12 protein-coding genes are annotated in these 18,493 nt (G+C 51.5%); 2 read left to right on the forward strand and 10 right to left on the reverse strand.

All coding sequences use genetic code 11. The features are described from left to right. Positions 1-559: 559 nt before the first annotated feature. The 3 genes from AC3Y2E_RS27835 to AC3Y2E_RS27845 all read right to left on the reverse strand — a co-directional run bounded on the left by AC3Y2E_RS27835 (position 560) and on the right by AC3Y2E_RS27845 (position 5,662). Positions 560-3,169: a sialidase family protein gene (locus tag AC3Y2E_RS27835; RefSeq protein WP_379216286.1), complete on the reverse strand. Its 2,610-nt coding sequence runs from the start codon at positions 3,167-3,169 to the stop codon at positions 560-562. 139 nt (positions 3,170-3,308) lie between these two features. Next, entirely contained in the window at positions 3,309-4,634 is a 1,326-nt protein-coding gene (locus AC3Y2E_RS27840) for an ABC transporter substrate-binding protein (RefSeq protein ID WP_379216288.1), read from the reverse strand. Between the two features lie 110 nt (positions 4,635-4,744). Further along, the gene (locus tag AC3Y2E_RS27845) at positions 4,745-5,662 is read right to left on the reverse strand and encodes a dihydrodipicolinate synthase family protein (RefSeq protein ID WP_379216290.1); all 918 of its coding nucleotides are present in this window, start codon (positions 5,660-5,662) and stop codon (positions 4,745-4,747) included. Positions 5,663-5,866: 204 nt separating this feature from the next. Between AC3Y2E_RS27845 and AC3Y2E_RS27850 the strand changes: the two genes are divergently transcribed. After that, on the forward strand, positions 5,867-6,931 hold the full coding sequence (locus tag AC3Y2E_RS27850) for a LacI family DNA-binding transcriptional regulator (RefSeq protein WP_379216292.1): 1,065 nt from the start codon (positions 5,867-5,869) through the stop codon (positions 6,929-6,931). Positions 6,932-7,278: 347 nt separating this feature from the next. Here the strand turns inward: AC3Y2E_RS27850 and AC3Y2E_RS27855 are convergent, their stop codons facing one another. The 6 genes from AC3Y2E_RS27855 to AC3Y2E_RS27880 all read right to left on the reverse strand — a co-directional run bounded on the left by AC3Y2E_RS27855 (position 7,279) and on the right by AC3Y2E_RS27880 (position 15,810). Then, positions 7,279-8,562: an ABC transporter substrate-binding protein gene (locus tag AC3Y2E_RS27855; protein ID WP_379216295.1), complete on the reverse strand. Its 1,284-nt coding sequence runs from the start codon at positions 8,560-8,562 to the stop codon at positions 7,279-7,281. A gap of 411 nt (positions 8,563-8,973) precedes the next feature. Then, positions 8,974-9,489: an SRPBCC domain-containing protein gene (locus tag AC3Y2E_RS27860; RefSeq protein WP_379216297.1), complete on the reverse strand. Its 516-nt coding sequence runs from the start codon at positions 9,487-9,489 to the stop codon at positions 8,974-8,976. Between the two features lie 30 nt (positions 9,490-9,519). Then, positions 9,520-9,864: an ArsR/SmtB family transcription factor gene (locus AC3Y2E_RS27865; RefSeq protein ID WP_379216300.1), complete on the reverse strand. Its 345-nt coding sequence runs from the start codon at positions 9,862-9,864 to the stop codon at positions 9,520-9,522. A gap of 233 nt (positions 9,865-10,097) precedes the next feature. Beyond that, positions 10,098-10,676, reverse strand: coding sequence for a TetR/AcrR family transcriptional regulator (locus AC3Y2E_RS27870; RefSeq protein WP_379216302.1), 579 nt, complete (start codon positions 10,674-10,676; stop codon positions 10,098-10,100). A gap of 351 nt (positions 10,677-11,027) precedes the next feature. Then, entirely contained in the window at positions 11,028-13,472 is a 2,445-nt protein-coding gene (locus AC3Y2E_RS27875) for a coiled-coil domain-containing protein (protein WP_379216304.1), read from the reverse strand. 409 nt (positions 13,473-13,881) lie between these two features. Continuing rightward, positions 13,882-15,810 carry a putative phage tail protein gene (locus tag AC3Y2E_RS27880; RefSeq protein WP_379216306.1) on the reverse strand — a complete coding sequence of 643 codons (1,929 nt, stop codon included), beginning with the start codon at positions 15,808-15,810 and terminating at the stop codon, positions 13,882-13,884. A 215-nt stretch (positions 15,811-16,025) separates the two neighbouring features. On the opposite strand from AC3Y2E_RS27880, the gene AC3Y2E_RS27885 reads away from it, so the two are divergent. Next, on the forward strand, positions 16,026-16,883 hold the full coding sequence (locus tag AC3Y2E_RS27885) for a helix-turn-helix transcriptional regulator (protein WP_379216308.1): 858 nt from the start codon (positions 16,026-16,028) through the stop codon (positions 16,881-16,883). Between the two features lie 262 nt (positions 16,884-17,145). Here the strand turns inward: AC3Y2E_RS27885 and AC3Y2E_RS27890 are convergent, their stop codons facing one another. Beyond that, on the reverse strand, positions 17,146-18,477 hold the full coding sequence (locus tag AC3Y2E_RS27890; RefSeq protein WP_379216310.1) for an ABC transporter substrate-binding protein: 1,332 nt from the start codon (positions 18,475-18,477) through the stop codon (positions 17,146-17,148). Between the last annotated feature and the right edge of the window lie 16 nt (positions 18,478-18,493).

Here is an 18,493-nt window from a genome sequence, read left to right on the forward strand (position 1 = left end):
TCCCAGATTCGCCTGGCTCGGCTCCGGCATCCGGTTTTCCATAGTCATTGACCGTGTTCGGTTCGTCAGCTCTCGCAACTTCTTTTTGGGAACCGTAAGTTCCTCGGATTCAGTTTCCTAAGGAACATGGAAGCGACGATTCGAATAGCCCATCAAACGATCTCGCGATCCGTTGGGTTAGTTCTTTGTCCAAACCATCCAGCAGAATGTTCGCTTACAGCGGGCTTAGTGGTCCTCCTGTGGATTCAGCGCGGCTTCTCAGCCGCGGTTACGAAGTGACTTCGCGTATTCCACAGGCCTCCCCAGATAAGAACGTCATCTTTCTGCCCCCAGCCCCCGTTGGGACTTTCACCCTAGAGATGACGCCCATGCTGGGCGTACACAAAAAGAAAATGAGCTGCCGCGCAGGGGCCGCGCAGGAGCTCATTTTCTTTTGTATCCGTTAGATTAATCTCTTCTTCCTATATATAACAAGTGAAATGAAATCCCTAAAACTGAAGGATCTTTCGCAAATTTAGTAAGCATATTACTTTCGAAAGTTAGCGCTTGCTCTCATAGGCTATTCATCCATTGGACTGATGCGATGAATGTTTTTTTGCTGTTGATACAAATGCTCGACTTCCAATGATGCTAACGTTTTGCCGAATATCATCACATGATCCATCATGCCGGTGAAGTACGAAGTGCCGGCAGGACTTCTACCGATGGCGTCCGGTTGTGTCGGCAGAAAACGCTCGTAAACGCTTCGGCCGAAACTGACGGAACCGCTGACCGGCTGTTGTTCGACACCATCCACATATAACTTGATGTCCTCCCCATTAATGTCCAGGATCCCGACGATGTGGCGCCAAGTTCCCGATGGCTGATAGGCAAAATCTTTGCTTGAATACGGATCCGCAGGTGTACTTCTTCCGGCAACCCGGATGGAATTGTTTAATACAACAAGCTCATAGCCTGCAGTCGCTCCATTAATCCTGGTTCCGAACAGCGTTCTGCCTCCGGAATTGGAAAGTACCCTTTCGTTAATCCAGCCGGAAAAAGCAATCGACGGCGAGCCGTTTAAGGCCGCCCCTATTTTGTAATCCAAATCGACGTAGTCGACATTCCCGTCAAAACGCAAGCCTTGGCCTTGCTCCCCGCTAAGCCACGATGCCCCCATGATTTTTCCATTCAGCTCGGAATCGGATGAGTCCGGGGCCTTCGTCCCGCTTCCTTCATTAAACTTCCAATATCCCTTCAGCCCGTCGTATGCCAGCCCATAAATCTCATTCGGCGACAAAGCTCTCCCGTATACTTTCACCTCATCGATCAGACCGTCGAAAAATCCGCCATTCGCCGAACTTTTGCCGATCGTATCCGGATGCTCTGAAGATCCGGGATGATAAGCTTGGCTGCCGAAAGCGATCTTCCGATCTTTCACTGGAATTTGCGGCTCGCCGTCGATATAAAGCTGAATGGAATTGTTCTTATAATCTATAATTCCCGCTACATGATGCCATTGCGCCGTAGAGGTAAAGGCATAGTCTTTATACTCGTAATTCTCGTCCGCGCCGCTTCTGCCGCCGACTCTGATGTGATTGCCGCGCAGCAGAACTTCGGCTCCAGCTTTCTTATTGGCTGCATTCGTTGCGAACATCCACTCGCCTTCACTTTCTGCAGGCAGCGAACGATTGTTGATCCAACCGGCAATTGTGACAGCGGAAGCATTGTTCAGCGCCGATTTCAATGTATTCCCAAGATCCACGTACTGATCGATTCCATTGAAGCTTAGCGCACCTTCCATATAACCCGAGGTCCTCGTCGCTCCATATACGGTTCCGGTTACGCCGAATCTGGAGGAATCCGAAACGAGCGATCCGGATGCTTCATTAAAGGACCACGCGCCTCTGGGAGGATCCATATAACTCCGAAAATTTTTGAACCGGTGAAATGTGATCCGATTGCTGTTATGATACGTATCCGCGCCGTCATAGGAAGTACGGACAGCATAGATGATATCATCTCCGTCGATTTGCCAATCGACATATTGGAAACCGACCTTGGCTATCGAGTTAAGCACAGATAGACCTGAATCGTCCGATATCAATTGCCGAACATGATTCCAGTGCACAAGGTCGGCCGAAGCATACAGCGAAAGCACATTTCTTTGATCCGCTTTGGAAGGAACCGTATTGTTATTTACAAGAGATAAATAGGTCCCGCTCGGTTCATCGTAGAGCAATGTGAATTTACTCATCCCGCCGGGAAAATCGATGAAGCCCGTGGCCGGATCGAAGCTTACGCTGCTGTTGTCCGCCGACAACTTCACGATCGCCGCTTTACCGCTTATCGGAGTCGAATTCACCCGCAATACATTCCACAGTTCTCCGTTCGGCGCTTGTACGATATTCCCTTCCAGCCATCCGGACTTCGTGCTGTTCCACGATGCGGGTGTCCAGTCCGGGTTGTACGACAGCTCATTGGTTTTCGTCCAATTCGCCGCGTCCAGCAAGTCTGCATTCGCAGGCGCGGAAACGACCATCGCTTTGAAGTGCTTCGGCCATTCGTATGGAGGGCCTGCGGCTTCGAACGCTCGGTATATCCTCCCGTTTGCGATAATGACGGAAGTAGGTGCGGTCTGGTACCCGTCTGTACCGTTCGTTCCGTTCGCTGTAAATAATAGCCCGCTTTTCGAATCGGACGGCGTCGTCCAGGTGCTGCCGCGATCTATGGATTTGCGGATGACGATCGATTTGAACGGTTTGCCGGAAACACCGAACAAATAAACGGCGCCTTCGTGCATAAACAGTTTGCCGTAATACATTTGGTCGAGCAGAGCAACCTTCACCCAAGATTGCCCATTGTCCTCCGAACGGAAAACGGAAGTCTTCTGACTTGGGTCGCTCGGGCCAAAATAATCATGTGAAGCGAGTAATGTATTTTCGTCCACACGCACGATACTCGGCGAGCCAAGATAAACCCGAGTGGATGCATCGCTGAAATCAATCTGCGAAACGAGCGTTCGGGAAAACGCCGAATCGTAGCGTTCCGCTGGAATGCCGGGATCGATCGGCTTATCGGATGGCTTCTGAGACCAGAGCGTCTGATTATTGAATAAGGAAACAATCGTAACCGCTAGAAAAGTAAGAACGAGCAGGAGTTTTTTCATGCTTCGAAGTTGAAGTTTCATTGCTTTCAACCCTTTCCTTCCATATCGATCGGACCCCACCCAGCTGGCCGTCCCGGATTTGATATTGCCGTACAGTTCGAGGTTCGCCCCGTTCCTTTATGAGCCCCCTGTAACGCTTCTCGTTTTGGCGAGGATGCCGTTATTTTTTTCCTTCAGCTATGATTTTGTTTATTTCTTCGTCCATCTGTCGCTGCGCCGTATTGATATCCTTCGTACCCTTCAGTATTTCCGTATTGTATTTATTCATCGCCGTTCTCGCTTTGCTATCGAATAGCGTCGAGACATGGGATTTGGCCGGGGTCGATTTGTAGATGGCCTGAATGTTTTTCCCCTTCAGATAGGCAACATTTTTACCGAATTCTTCTCTCACCTTCGCATCTTTCAGTACGGGCATTTTGGCGTTCTGCGACATGTCAAGCTGCGTTTCTTCGGAAAGAAGCACTTCCACCACCTTATATGCGGCATCCTTGTTCTCGCTGATGGACGTGACGACGATGCCATGTCCGTCGAATTCATGACCGATCCCCGGCGCTTCCTTAAAGCTCGGGAATGCCGCCATGTCCCAATTCAGTTGGTCGCTTACTTTCGAAATATACGGCAGGAGATTGATTCCGGCAAACATGGCGACCTTGCCTTTCGTAAACTCTCCATAATTGCCGGGGATGATGAAATTTTCTTTATAACCCGGTATTTCATAGAGCGTCTTGTACATCTCGTAAATTTCTTTCCATTTCTCGCCGGCAACCGCTGACTTTTGCGTCTTTGCGTCGATGATCGGCAAACCGAGTGCCGAAGCCACACGGAACACGTGATCCGGATCGAAGCCCCTGTATGCGTTGCCGTCGATCGTCCGCGTAAGCTTACGCGCCAGCTCAATCGTCTCCTGCCACGTCATGCCGTCCTTTGGATAAGCCACACCGAATTTATCGAACAAATCCTTGTTATAGTAAAGCACGTTAAAGTGCCTCGTGAATGGGACGCCCGATAAAAATTGGCCACCGCTGGCGATCTTGAACGAGTCTAGTGCAACCTGCTCAATTTTGCTTGTATCGATCTTATGCTTTTTGAGCATGGGCTCCATGTTGTCCGCCAGTTTCGCCGTGATCACATCGTCAAACAGCAAGTTCGCCTCGAACAGCAAATCGAATTTTTCGCCTTTTGCCAGCAGCAACTCATAACGATCGACGGAATATTTTTGCCGAACCAGCTCCAGGGTAATATTCGGGTACTTCTTTTTCACCGGCTCGACAACGAATCGCTGAAACTCCTCATCCGTCACCAATCCCGTATCGACAATTTTTAGCGTGACTGGCTTGCTCCGGTCAAATTCGTCTGCCGGCTCGCCGGGCTTCGGACTCTCTTCGCCCGCACGGATAGCGCTTCCTCCCGAGCCTCCGCCGCCGCATCCGGACATGATCATAGCGAAGGCAAGCGTAGCAATGAACGACTTCCATTTGCGATTCATATGTAACTCCTCCTCATTCCATAAGATTAAACGTACAACACATTAAAAATTGGAACCCGATGCATCTAATGATGGCTATTCCCGTACAAAGCAGAATCTGGACATCTCGGCTACGGATTTCTTGATACTCTGTACATGCGGCTTAACGAATTCAAGTAATCCACTTCCAGCTTGTGTACGTCGGTTAAGGTTTGGCTGTCCAGGTTGCGGCTGTTCAGCCCTATCGGCACCCCTTCCTTCTGTAAATAGTACTTGGCGTTCAACGGATAAGGTTGTGAACCGATCAGCGCCGCCGTGCTGAGAAAAGCTTGGACTGCCTCCGCCTTCTGCGGCTCTTGTTTCCAGTTCTTCGTCAGCCAGACATACAGATCAGGATGAAAGTTGCTCATCACGCCGCTAAAACCCGACACGCCCATTTTCAAAGACTCAAGCAATGTGGCGGAATTGGCATTAAATATTTTCAGCGAGCTTCCTTGAACCGCTTTCATTTTCGCGCTGATATCGCTCAAGCTGCATGAAGTATCCTTCAGGAAGTAGAACCTTCCGGTCGAAGCGCACCACTTCAAAAGATCGGGAGTTAACAACCGCTTATACGGATAAGGACATTCGTATAATCCGAAACGAATGCCCGGCAGCTTCTGTAGTAGCGTCTCTGCATGCCGAACCCAGACTGTTTCCGATTCATCCGCTGCCGCAAGCCGGTTGGTCACCATGACAAAGGCGTCGATTCCCGCTTGGGCGATGCTTTCGATTTCTTCGATCTGGTCCTCCAGAGGATCCGAAATATGTCCCGAGGCGATCACCGGAATTCGTCCATTAACACTCTCCTTGACAAAACGGGCCAGTTCAACCCGTTCCTCCAGACTTAGAAAGAACATTTCACTCGATTGGCAAACCGCGAACAAGCCGTCCACCCCCTGATCGAGGTACCAGGCAATCAATCGTTCCAGACCGGAATAATCGATGGTTCCCGATTCCTTGAAAGGAGTGACCATTGTCGGCCATACTCCATCCGCCATTACATCCATTTCGATACCCCCTTATATTTTGTTATGTTTGTAACCTTGTTAGCATTTTCACACCTTTAAAGTAAAGCATTCCATAACAGTCGTCAAGAGTGAGAAACAAAATATTTCTTGTTTGACTTTTCACTGTTTTCACTTTAAATTAGTTTTGTTAGTTCGTTAATTACGCGGCTAACAAATCCCGACCGGTGGTGAAGAACTTCCTTTATGAAAGTATCCATGCAGCAAATTGCCGATCGTCTGGGAGTATCCAAATACTCCGTTTCCAAAGCATTGTCCGGGAAGCCTGGAGTCAGCATGGAAACAAGACTGGAAGTCATCGAAACAGCTAAAGCCATGGGTTATCGATGGAGACAGAAGAAAACTTCCGGTGCCTCCGTCGACAAAGCATTACCTAACAAAAAAAACAAACGTCCTGCCGCTGAAGCCGACTCACAACCTTTCATTTTTGTACTGATGGATTCTTCCAAGCTCAATGAGGTTTATTTTTGGAACCGTGTGTTAGCTGGCATCATTAACGGATGTAACGAAGTAGGTTGGAATCATCTGATGATTACGAATTCCAGCGAAGACACGGAGTTTAATTTTCCGGCTTATGCCGACCGTTCCGCTTGTGCCGGGATTGTGATCATTGGCGACGTGCCTGCTTCTTATTTGTTATCTTTGAAGAAACTGAACATCCCGATCGTTTTAACAGATCATGAAGAACCGCTATCCGGTCTCGATTGTGTAGTCAATTCCAATTTTGAAGCGGCCAGGGCCTTATGCAAACGGATCGTTGATTCCGGCTGCAGGTCGATCTTGTTCATCGGCTCCGATCATCATTCCGTCAGCTTTACGCAGCGATGGTGGGGCTGTCAAAACGCCGTTTTTGAGGAAAACCAGATCTCCAAAAAGCAGCTCACCTTGCGTAAATGGAGCCTTCCGCCGAAATACGAACGCTGGCTCTCTGTATTAGAGGAAAAAATCGCAGGAATTCAACAAGACATGCTGCCCGATGCCATCGTTTGCGCCAATGACGAAATCGCTTTCGACCTCCTGAATTTATTTAAAAAATATCATTTTTCCGTCCCGGAGCAATGCAAAGTGGTCGGATTTGACAATACAGAAAAAGCGGCGCACTCCATCCCCCCTTTGACCACAGTGGATTTGGGCAAAGAGATGCTCGGATATCGGGCGATCGAAGCGCTACAGCGCAGAATCGCCAAACCGGGCTCTCCTCCCGAGAAAATACTGCTCACGTTCCGGTTGGTTGAAAGAGAATCCGGGTAAAAGCACCCTTTCCCTAAACTTTAGAAGGTTGTACGAGCCACATAATCGAGTAGGCGGCTACTCATTAGTTGAGTAGCCGCCTCTCACACCGCCATACGTACCTTTCGGTATATGGCGGTTCAACCGTTTAAGTGCAATTGACGCAAACTCTTTCTTCGCCAATCGCGTTTCCCCTTTATTTACTGAGAGATTTTGGAATAGTCCCGGCTCAGAGGGGACCTGCTCTTCAAATTTTCCCCTGGCTCTGGTTGTTCCAAACGAATCAGAAGGAAGCCACCACCCGCGAGGGCAGTGGCTTCTATCGTCGAATCAGTAGTTTATGTTGTCGCATACGTCCTTTATCTCCGCTACTTGTTATTCAAAACGCTGATCGCCTGGTTCGCGTCTTCCCCGATTTTTTGCATCAGCACGTTTACGTCCATCGAGCCGCCGCTGTATTCTTTGTAGAACTTCTCGATGCTTCTCTGTACCGCAATGTCCTCGTTCGCAAACATCACGTTCGGCGCCGGTTGTGTATCGAAAAAGGCGGTTACGTTTTTCCCCTTGATCAGCTCCATATCTGCACCCAGCTCCTGCTCGACACGCTTGTTCATAAGCGGCGACGCGCGTCCGGTACTTCGGGCGCTGATCAGTTGCACCTCTTCGGAGGTTAACAGATCGATAACCTGCATCGCTTCCTCCGGATGTTTCGTGCTGTTCGAGATGGTAATCTGGTGCAAGTCCACCGGCGGGGCGATGTTCGGCTTTTCCTTGAAGCTCGGATAACCGGCGACGTCCCAGCGCAGCGTCCTGTACTTTTCCTGCTTCAGGGTAGGGATGAGATTGTAGGCACCGACCATCGCCAAATTGCGCTTGTCGTAAAAATCGGCAACCGGGCTGCCCCGCTCGTTACCCGGGATCGTATCGATCGATTTCATCATCTGAAAGGCGCGGCTCCAACCGTCCGTATGGATCATCGACTTCTTTTTCGCAGGATCGGTAAACGGCAACGATAGTTGATAGCCGAGCCAGTAGCTGTTCAAGTACATAAATCCTTTGTACTGGGTGTTATCCTCGAATCTGGAAAGCCTTTTCGTCACCTCGATGATGTCGTCCCAAGTCATGCCGCTTTGCGGATAAGGGACGCCGAACTTATCGAACAGGTCGAGGTTATAATAGATCGCATTCGTGTTCATCGCATAGGGCAAACTGTACAGCTTGCCGTCCACCTTGATATTATCGAGCACCCAAGGCTTGAAGCGGCCCAAATCGATCTTCATCTTGTTCACCAGCGGCGTAATGTCGGTCAAAATGCCGAGATCGCGATATTGCGTATAGTTGCCGATTCCGTAAATTAGCAGATCGGGCACATCCTTCGCCGCAACCAGATCATCGATCATCGTTCCTTTGCCCGGCATGACATATTCGACCGTAATATGCGGATATTTTTTCTTAAGCGGTTCGACCATCAGCAGTTGAAAATCGTCTTCATACAAATAGCCGGCACCGACTGGCTGAAACTTCAGTTTGACCGGTTCCGGAACATTCGTCTTCGTTACGGTCTCCTCGGACTTCTCCGTCTGTTCGCCAGCTCCGTCCGACGGTCCCCCCGAACAACCGGCTGCAAACGCGATCTGTACAGCCAAAGCCATGAATGCAAACCTTCGACTTCCTTTCACTACAACCACTCCCGCTCAAGTGATTTCCGGGGTCCTCCGGTCTTCCGTTACCCGTTGTGGTTCACCGTAAGGGTGAATAAAGAAGTGAGTGTCTTCTCGTGTCCGATTCAGCCCGCTGTCCTGATAAAGAAATCCGGCGTCCCAATCAGTTCCATTCCCGTATACGTAACCTCTTCTCCTTTCTGCAGGTTAGAATAAAAACGGCGTTGTATCCATTCGAACAAAGATCCGCTTTCCCCTCATTGTAAACGATCTTGTTGCCGCAGGATTTATCATTCTGGTTCATTGTTTTGTACTTTTTGAAGCGCTTCCATCCATCATGGCTTCCGGCCACAACAAAACAACCGCCCGCTGTAGAAGCCGGACGGCCTTTCGCTTGATTCCTTATTTGACCTCGTTCAAGCGCTCTTCCAGACGATCCCACGTTTCGGTGATGCCCTGCAGCATGCCCATATCCATTACGGATTGGAGTGCCTCTGCGGACACATATTCCGAACGGTTCACCAGCTTCGTCTTGCCGCCCAAGTCAATAAACTCCACCGTGACCTCGGTCGATGGCATCTCGTCGTTCGAATTGCCTTCGGCATCGGAGAAGTAATCGGTGTAGGCAATTGCCTCAGGCTCGGCAATATCCTTGTACACGCCTTTCCCCCAAGATTCCATGCCGTAAAAGGTTCCCTGGTTCTCATCCATACACTTCATACAATAGTGCCAGATCCCGCCTGGGCGGAAATCGATGTTGCAAACGGTAAGCTCCCAGCCTCTCGGCCCCCACCAGCGCTTCAGATGCTCGGGCTCCTTGAACATCCGGTAGACGAGTTCGCGCGGCGCACTGAATTCACGCTCCAGAACCAGCACCCGTTCATTTTCCACTCTAGATACCATTGCGTTGTTAGACATTATAACTCCTCCTCATCTTTAGTAAAACGTTTATCGCTGATCCTGATCCTGCATGTCCCGCAAGTACTGATCCAGCTTGTCGAACCGGTCTTCCATAACGCCCCGGAAAGACTTCACCCAATCATTCATCGCCTGAAAGGGCTCGGACCGGAGCTTGTAAATCCGGCGATTGGCTTCGGCTTTCATCTCCAATATGCCATTGTCGCTAAGCACCTTCAGATGCTTCGAAGCCTGGGGCTGGCGAAGCCCCAGCCGCTCGGCGATCTCTCCCACGCTCAGCGGGCCGTCGCGCAACAGCTCGACGATTTTCTTGCGGGTCGGCTCGGCAAGTGCGCTTAGCATCGTCACGTCCATGCCCGGAATTTTTCCCGACATGCCGCTCACCTCGTTACATGATGGTCTCTCTGGATTCTCCCAGCTCCTTTATTCTTATAATCAACTTTCTGTAAGTTAAATATACACCATAAGGAATATTCCTGTAAAGGTATATTTTAAAATAAATTCGCCTGACGTTTCAAACCATCCGCACGACGATCGTTTACGCCAAAAAAACAAAAACCCGCTGCTTGGGCGGGTCCATTTCAATCTCAATTTCAATCTTTCGACAACTATTCAGACGGCAGGTCGTTGCCTTGCATCTTCAACAAATAAGTGAGCTGCTCGTTCATCGTTTCCGGACTGTGGGCAAAGCCGTCCTCGTTCCATTGGATGAGCAAGCCCATAATCGCATTGGCCTGATACGCAACCAGCAGGGAGAGATCGATCCCGCCTAACGGATAAACCGAGGAGCTGCACTGCATTAAGCTTTTAATTTTGTCCAGCAACGAATAGTAGTAAGATAGAGGCGACTGCTTCTGAAAGACGATCTCGTAGAACGGCTGGTATTTCTTCACATGATGAAAGATCCGGATCGTCGACGGATCGAGATGGCTCGTCACCAGATGCGACACATGCCTGTAAGGCTCGTAGTACGAGTCTTCCAAATCCCGGAGCAGCTCTTGAAGATGCTCGTCGAACAAGGCGCCGACGTCCTTATAGTGCAAGTAAAAAGTGCCCCGGTTCACGTCCGCTTCCCGACAAAGGGCGGATATGGAGATCGATTCGAGCGATGTCGTTTTCAGCAAAGCAAGAAGCGCTTGATGCAGCGCTTTTTTCGTCTTTATAACTCTTAAATCGTTTTCGTTCATATCCGCTTCCCCTTGTTTATCCTCGCTTAGGTTCCCCTTAATGAACATTATCATCCACAATTGTTCATCATCTATTTATGGACTGTATTATATAACGGAATTGATCAAATGTATACTTTGTAGACGATAGTTACAGGCACAAAAAAAGCCGCAAGCAGCTGGAAGGACTGTTTGCAGCTTGGTAGGTCTGTCGCTTGGGATCATAGGCTCACAAAAGGCGAACCACAGCTTTTTCCACGTCGCCTAACTCTACATTGGGTTGTATCATCGAAGATATTTAGTTCAACATACATAGCAGCTTATCTAAGCCCCTTCCGGTGTTAGAAGGGGCTTTCGTCCTCAGCAGCGGTTCTACAAATAAGCGTCCTCCATCGGATTCGGACTATCGTCGGGAACCGCCTGAAGCCGAGAGGCCAGATAAACGATCGCGGCGCTAAGCGACATGTCATACATTCTGGCGATATCGCCAGCAAGCGACTCTAGCTTCTCCGCTTCTTTAAGCGCTTTATTCTCCCGTCTCTCCCTCGCCTGGTTGGCATCAATCTCCGCTCCGCGACGCAGCATCGCCTCTTGCCTTTCCGCTTCCCGCGTGTTGGTGTTGCTTTCCGCGTAACGGGATAAGCTCGATTGCTTAGCTTCGTCAGCCGCTTGAAGTGACTTCTCCTCTCTAAGCGCGGCATACGCCTCTTCCTTGCTCGGCACTTGCCGCACAAGCCGCTGCAGCTCTTTGGCAATTTCGTCGATTGTCGCGTTTTGTTGTTCCGCTTCAGTCGTCTTTTCTGGAGCCAGACCGGACAGTTTGCGACCGGCCTCGATGTACAGGTCGAGCCGCTCCGCGATTTGAGCGGCCAGCGATTCCGCGTTGCCGATCCCGAGTATACGCAATTCACGCAGCTCTTCAAGCGCTCGCTCCGCCCGCTCCACTTCGGCTACCGGATCGGTTATTGCGGGAGCGGCGTGTTTTTTGCTGCGGGCGCTTTGCGAGGCCTTCTCCACTTCCTTACTTCTTCTCTCTGCAGCTTCCACGTATTTATCGATATCGATGCTTTTGCCGACCAGCTTGTGCCGGCCAAGCGCGATTTTGCCCTGCTCCTGTCGCACCTTTTTTTCCTTGCCGGTTAACGCCTTGAAATCGGTCGCCGCCCGTTCCGGCTCGGTTCCGCGGTCCCATTCGATATGCTCCGGCTGCTCGGTCTGCTGCTTCGCCAGACTTCCGATCGCCTCCTTGTACGCGGTGACCGCCTCGCGAAGCTCCGCCGTCTCCGAGCTCACATCGCCCAAATCGTTTTTACCGGTTCCGGGTTCGATCGCATGTACCAACGCATCGAGTTTATCGCTGTCCCCCAAGTCCGCGATCAGCTGCTCCGCAGTCTCCAGCAGGCCGTATCGTCCTGACGCTTTCTCGAGATTTTCGATCGTTTCCTTGTTCAATACGTTCCGTCTGCGGTCGACGATACGCTTCAACGTCTCTCGCAGCTGGAACTGGCAGGTCAGGCAAGATACGACATCCTGACCGCCGCTGTACAATTGCGGGGCATCGTTCATATCGAGCACTTTGACCGGGTTCGTATTGCCCATATACTTTTTATCCTTCCCCCTGCTCATTTTTACTTTGATTTTCGATTCGTATCGGACGAGCACCTCCGTCATCCCCATCGCGGTATCGCCGGTCAGATTAGCCGGAAAATCGGGCAAACGCGGATCGTTAAACGGGTGAACGGCCTGCGGGGCGGCGCAGGTCCCGACCGGGTTGCCGGTTTCCACCACCGTACCGTGTGTCGGATGATCGTGCTGCACCTTGTCCCGGCCGTTGTCCTGAACGATTTGATGATGGGGATGCTTGGGCATCTCCCGCTGCAAAATGTCGGTGAAGGTCTGAGTCAATTGATCATGTTTCGTCGTCGTATCGTGGGTAACCGGGATTCCGCCATTGTCTTGAACGATCTGTTCGAACACCTGGTGTTGCGTCTGCCCCATAAACCCGCTGTGGCTCACATGAATCTCATCGTTCGGCAGGACAAGCACGCCCATCATGAACGACTCGCTCCATTTTCCGACGATCGGATTGCCCCCGTATTTGTCAGGCACCATTTTGGCCGGGCCAATTCTGGGTTTGATTATTTTATACTGCACATTGGCGGTAAAATCGTTCAACAGCGCTAGACGGATCGTCGCCGCAACTGTTTTGCTTGTCTCGCTTTGCGGGATTGTCTCGTACAGTTCCTGCGAAGGGCCGATGCCCCGTTTATTCGGATGATCCGGCTCTGTCGCCTTGACCGTATTGATGCCTGTGCGGATATCCGTCAACTTGGAAGTGACGTCCCCGATATCCGCCTTGCTTTGCAAACCGGCCTTCACCTGCTCCCACAGGGTAGATATTTGCCCGTGCCCGGCGGCTTTCGTCTCGATATATTCGAGGACCGACTGCTCGAACGTTTGCTTGCGCGGGTTGATCAATGTCCGGTAGACGTACTTCTCCAGCGTTTCCCAGTTCGTCGCCACCGGAACGTCCGAGTCGATCATGCGCCGGATGACCGCGGAACCCGTCCGGGGCGCTGCCGGTTTACCCGGGTTGGAGCTTGTCCACCGCTCCAGCATAGCGCCGACCGCGCGGTTCCCGATCGTGCGCTGCAGTTGCAGAACGTTCATTCCGGATCGCGGCGGAATCCCGCCTGCAGCCAACATCGGCATGGCTGCCGCTGCATATCGGCGATCTTGCGCGTTTACCGCTTGCCCGCCGCCTCTTTCCCGCGATAACGCCCCCCGCTCCTGCCCTGCCGCTTTTTCCATCATCATTTCGCCCCCATTCTGGATAAGATATCCTTAAATTACCATACTCAAGGGGTGCCGGCATGAGCCATGAGTACCGGCGGTCCGAAAAAGAATTTGTCAGGAGACGCAGGAAACGATAGGCGATCGCGATTTATACGAATTCGACATAACCGAATGCAGATTGAAACGGACGAAGAGACTGACGCTGGACCGACGCTTCATTCCGCTTCATTCCGTATCCATCCCGAGCGAGCCTGCCTGCCTACCAGCCAGCCTTCTACACACCGCCCGATCGATCGCACCCACGACTCCTTCGCTTACTCCTTCTCATAAGCAAGTGTTGTCACTCCGGAACATGGAGACTTAACCGGTCTGAGCGAGCACAAAAAAAGCCGCATCCCTGCGGCGAGCTCGTACGCGTTCCAACGATACGTTATTTGGCGACCCAGCCTTCTGTGCCTGTTCCAACCTCTTTGACGAATAACGTGGAGGTTGACCCACCGTCTGTTCTCAAATAGATCGATCCGGGAGGCGCGCTTCGAACCAGCTCAGGCGACCCGGCCCCTGCCATAATGCGCGTGCTTCCAAGTTGCCAATGAAGCGGACCGCCGATTCCGGCGTTGGCTACTCTTGATCCGTTTTCTCCGCCCAACGTATCGGCCCCGTTGGCAAACGTATTGCCGACCAGATTAATATTCGAGGCTAAGCCGGTCACTCTGATGCCAACGGAATTTTCGCTAGACGCCTTGGCCGTCATATTCATCGACACGACCAGCAAATCGTCGGGGTTCGTAGAGAAGTACAGCGAGTACGTACCCGCACCGACGACCGTATTGCCGACCACATTTAACTGCGCTACACGGGTCGTATGGATGGCGGTCGTAATGCTCGAACCATCCGCGGTAATCACATTGCCGGTAATCGTCAGGCTGCCGAAGCCGCCTGCGGGAGAAGCGCCGAACGGCTCGGATACGATCCGGCAGCCTCGCAGACTATTGCCCGATACGACGATCCCGGTCGTGATCTTGGCCGGCTCATCGGCGTAACCTTGGTGCGTCACGCGGATTCCTTTGACGTTGCCCGTCCCGACCACTGTATTGCCGGTAATCGTGACATCGACGGAGTCGTCCGCCCATATGCCGTTTATATTGTCCGTGCAGGTGTTGCCCGTTACGGCGACTGCCCGGGCCCCGTTTTCCAATTGGATGCCCGCAGCATTCGGACCGGACCCGGTGGACAGGCAGCCCGTAACGGTAGCTTCATGCACGCCATACAAACCGATTCCCGCTGACGTGACCGGATTGTGGATCTGGCAGGATTCGATCGTGACTCTGGTAATACGGCCGTTAGGAGTGGATCGAAAATTGATGCCGCCGCTGCTTTTGGAGACCGGATCATGATACGAGCGAACTCCCCGCACCAGGATGTTATTCGCGGTCGTTCCCGAACCATCGCTGAAATGGAATTTCACCGGATGCCAGGACCTCCGAACGACGATGTTCTCAATCAGCACGTTTTCGATAGGTACCGATAAAGAAGCGTCGAACCCGTCGCCCGCGCCGAACTCGATGCTCGACAGATTGCCGCCCGGAGCGATTGTATAAGCGTTCTCGATCGACAAGTTGCGGAATACCACATTAGAGCCGGCGATATAAAACAACACTCTGCGATTCTCATACGTAATCGCCTGCGTTAGCAGCGTACCGATCGTACCCGAGACCGTTACGTTGCCGGGAACGCGAAGCGCATACCCGAAACTCATACTTCCCGGGGCGGCGAACGTATAACGTGCGGCGATCTTGTACGTGCCGGATGGAAGGAATACTTCCCCTCCCTCTACGGCGGCCGCATCGATGGCGGCTTGCAACGCGGACGTATCGTCGTTTGCCCCGTCGCCCTTCGCACCGAACCATTTGACGCTAATCGGTCCGGCAAAACCTCTTTTATATCTCAATCCGAAAGCGCTTACAATAATCGTGCCCGTATTATCCGCCGATTCGGTATCCGTCGGATCGAGACCGAACACGCCTTCTTTTCCATGATCCGTTACATAATACGCAGAGGCGTAGGCGGGACCGGTCAGACTCCTTAGCTCTGCGATCGTAATGACCTGTACGGCGCTCTCCGTCAAAGCGTCTAGCTGATGTTTAACCCCCTTCGCCTGAAAATCTACTTCCCCGTAAACACTTTTCGCCACCGAGACGGCTGGCGTCAGCCCCAGAAACCCGGTAGCAGCCGCAGCAGCTCCAGTTACCCCTAGTGCGGTCAGCAATTTTCTTCTCGATAGCGATTCGGTCGTTCCGATTGAATCGATTCCTTCGCCGGAAGCGGCGGCCGAGCGTTCGATCTGATCTTTTGTCATCCCATTCCCTCCCCATGTTCAGTCCATTGAATACTCCTACTATATCACGGCATTAATGCAGACTCTTGACCGTTGGTGGGCGGTTTTGGCGGTTACATGACTGGGAGTGTTTTTTTGGCGGACAACTTTGGCGACCAGACGAAAAATCCGGCTCCCTCCTCTCCCGCAATGTTGTATACTAATTAAAAATCGGCAGGAGCCAAGGTGGAATTGGGATGATACCGCATTCATATTGCATATTCGACCATTTTTACTACAAGTGGAATAAACTATTGGCAGGCCAGGTTCTCGTTCATTCGCATGTGCAGTATGAGATCTACTATTTTCACGGCGGGCGGTGCGATTATGTGCTGGGGGATCGTACCATTCCTCTGCAGCCGGGCGATCTGATCATTATGAACGGATTGACCCCGCATTGCCCCAAGGTAGACCGGTCTGCCGAGTATGTCCGGACGATGTTCTCCTTCGACCCGCACCTGGTTCAGCTGTTCGGGCACAATCTTCTTGCCTGCAACCCATTAAAGCCGTTTGAAACGTTGAGAAATCATCATATCCGATTAAGTCCGGCGACAAAGGCCGAGTGTGAAGACATTTTATCGCGGATCAACCGCTACTACTATTCAGAGGACCCCGTTCACCGCAACCGGCTGCTCGCCGCCTTTTACGATCTGCTGATGCTGATCTATGAGTTATGCCGGGGCGAGATGGAATCCGCCAGGAACGGCGTCTCCGATTGGGAACGGTATGTTCAGCAAATCGTGGCGTACATCGAAGAAAAGTATATGGAGGACATCGGGCTGGACCGGATGGCGTCGGAGCTTCATATGAACCGGTTCCATATGATGAAAGTATTCAGGGAAGTAACCGGAATGACCGTGTTTGACTACCTGTTCAAAAGAAGGATCGATCAGGCGAAAATAATGTTTCATCACTGTCTGGATGACTCTGTAACCGATATATGCTATAAGGCAGGCTTCAAGCACCCCTCCCATTTTAGCCGGGTATTTAAAAAACAAGTCGGAACCGCGCCCGATCAATACCGGAAAAGGATACGCGAGTCCCCTTTTAGCTGATCCGGACCATACGTTCTGCACAGAAAACGAAGAGACGCCTTCCCTTTCCCGCACAGCAACGGTAAGGAGGCGTCTTCTCTTTTTGACTGAGAGTGATGATGTTTTTATCAGGCAAATCTCGTCCAAGAGCGCATCGTCTGGGCCACATCCGCACCGTCCACGATCATACGATGAATATCGTCATTGATCAGTTGCCGGCTGGCGTTCCATTTGCGATTCAGGAAAAAGGCGCCGAGCAAGGGGGCCATCGATTAAGCAAACGCTAGTTCTTTTTTGCTTCGATGGTTTTGTTGGCTCGTTCCTCGGCGTCGCGCAGCGCTGTATTAATGTCGGCCGTACCGTTCAGCACGTTGCTGCCTGCCCCGATGATTTCAAGCAGAACCAATCGGTTGTAGCGATTCGTATACGGAAGATCCGCCATCTTGTGCTTATAAACGGCAGCGACATTTTTGCCCTGCAAGATGTTCAGCTTTTTGCCGAACACCTGCTGCACGTCCTTATCTGCGAGAACCGGCATTTTTCCGTTTTCCGATAACATCGTCTGTGCTTCCTTGGATGACATTAAGTAAGAGATTGCAGCAAACGCCTGATCTTTATGCTTACTTGCCGAAGACACCATAAAGTAAAGCGGCTTGTTCGCACCCGCGATGCCCGGTTTCTCTTTGAATTGCGGCAAGGAAGCAACGTCCCAATTGATCTTTTGCCCGTTCTTTTCCGCTGTGTCAAGCAGATTGACCATAATATTGAAGCTTTGCATGAGCGACGCGAGCGTCTGCTTCTGATAAAAGTCTTCGTTCGTCAGCTTGGTATTCCCAGGGATGCTGTTGATTTCCTGCAGCAGTGCGAGCGACTTTTTCCAGTCGTCCGTTTGAAACGATGGCCTGCCCGTCTGCTTGTCGAACAGGGAAAGCCCCCATTGACTGCCGGTCATGAGCAGATTAATCGTCCGGAAAGCGGAATACTGCACACCGCCGTCGACCCGCGACAGCCGTTTGAACGTCGCAATCGCATCGTCCCACGTCATATCGTCGCTCGGATACGGAACTCCAAACCGGTCAAACGCGTCTTTGTTGTAAAACCACATCATCCGGTCCGAATATACCGGGAGCGCCAACAGCTCCCCGCTGCTGCCAATCGATTTTCCTCCCTCCAGCACCTGCGGGTCCACCTGCTTCAAATCAACAGCGAAATCGCGCACATATCCGTTTAGGTCCAGCGGATACTTGTACTCCAGCAGGCCTGCCAGATTCGGATGATCCGTGAATACGATATCCGGTGTGTTTCCGGCGGCCATCAAATTTTCGAGCGTATTGGCGGAACTTTTCGTAAAATCCAAATACTCCAATGTAATGAACGGATATTTTTTGCGGACCGGTTCGGCAAAAAAGGTATCAAACTCCGCTTGCTGAAACGCCGTATTCCAGTTGTTCACGCGCAGTGTAACCGGTTCGGAGCTGAGCTGCTTCGCCTCCTGCACGGCCTCCGCCTTCGACACCCCCGGCTCGGTAATAGCGTCCGGCTTTCCTGAACAGCTGATCAACATCGTACTCGCAACCACCCATGCAACTCCATGCACAAGCCATTTCGTTTTCATGCTTCGCCCCTCTTTC

Source organism: Paenibacillus sp. MAH-35 (assembly GCF_058135425.1).

What these genes read in the sequence shown, in the direction of transcription:
- AC3Y2E_RS27855 (WP_379216295.1), bottom strand. Translation starts at nt 8,562, where the DNA reads ATGGCTTTGGCTGTACAGATCGCGTTTGCAGCCGGTTGTTCGGGGGGA.
- AC3Y2E_RS27865 (WP_379216300.1), bottom strand. Translation starts at nt 9,864, where the DNA reads ATGTCGGGAAAAATTCCGGGCATGGACGTGACGATGCTAAGCGCACTT.
- AC3Y2E_RS27840 (WP_379216288.1), bottom strand. Translation starts at nt 4,634, where the DNA reads ATGAATCGCAAATGGAAGTCGTTCATTGCTACGCTTGCCTTCGCTATG.
- AC3Y2E_RS27875 (WP_379216304.1), bottom strand. Translation starts at nt 13,472, where the DNA reads ATGATGATGGAAAAAGCGGCAGGGCAGGAGCGGGGGGCGTTATCGCGG.
- AC3Y2E_RS27835 (WP_379216286.1), bottom strand. Translation starts at nt 3,169, where the DNA reads ATGAAACTTCAACTTCGAAGCATGAAAAAACTCCTGCTCGTTCTTACT.
- AC3Y2E_RS27870 (WP_379216302.1), bottom strand. Translation starts at nt 10,676, where the DNA reads ATGAACGAAAACGATTTAAGAGTTATAAAGACGAAAAAAGCGCTGCAT.
- AC3Y2E_RS27880 (WP_379216306.1), bottom strand. Translation starts at nt 15,810, where the DNA reads ATGACAAAAGATCAGATCGAACGCTCGGCCGCCGCTTCCGGCGAAGGA.
- AC3Y2E_RS27885 (WP_379216308.1), top strand. Translation starts at nt 16,026, where the DNA reads ATGATACCGCATTCATATTGCATATTCGACCATTTTTACTACAAGTGG.
- AC3Y2E_RS27845 (WP_379216290.1), bottom strand. Translation starts at nt 5,662, where the DNA reads ATGGATGTAATGGCGGATGGAGTATGGCCGACAATGGTCACTCCTTTC.
- AC3Y2E_RS27850 (WP_379216292.1), top strand. Translation starts at nt 5,867, where the DNA reads ATGAAAGTATCCATGCAGCAAATTGCCGATCGTCTGGGAGTATCCAAA.
- AC3Y2E_RS27860 (WP_379216297.1), bottom strand. Translation starts at nt 9,489, where the DNA reads ATGTCTAACAACGCAATGGTATCTAGAGTGGAAAATGAACGGGTGCTG.
- AC3Y2E_RS27890 (WP_379216310.1), bottom strand. Translation starts at nt 18,477, where the DNA reads ATGAAAACGAAATGGCTTGTGCATGGAGTTGCATGGGTGGTTGCGAGT.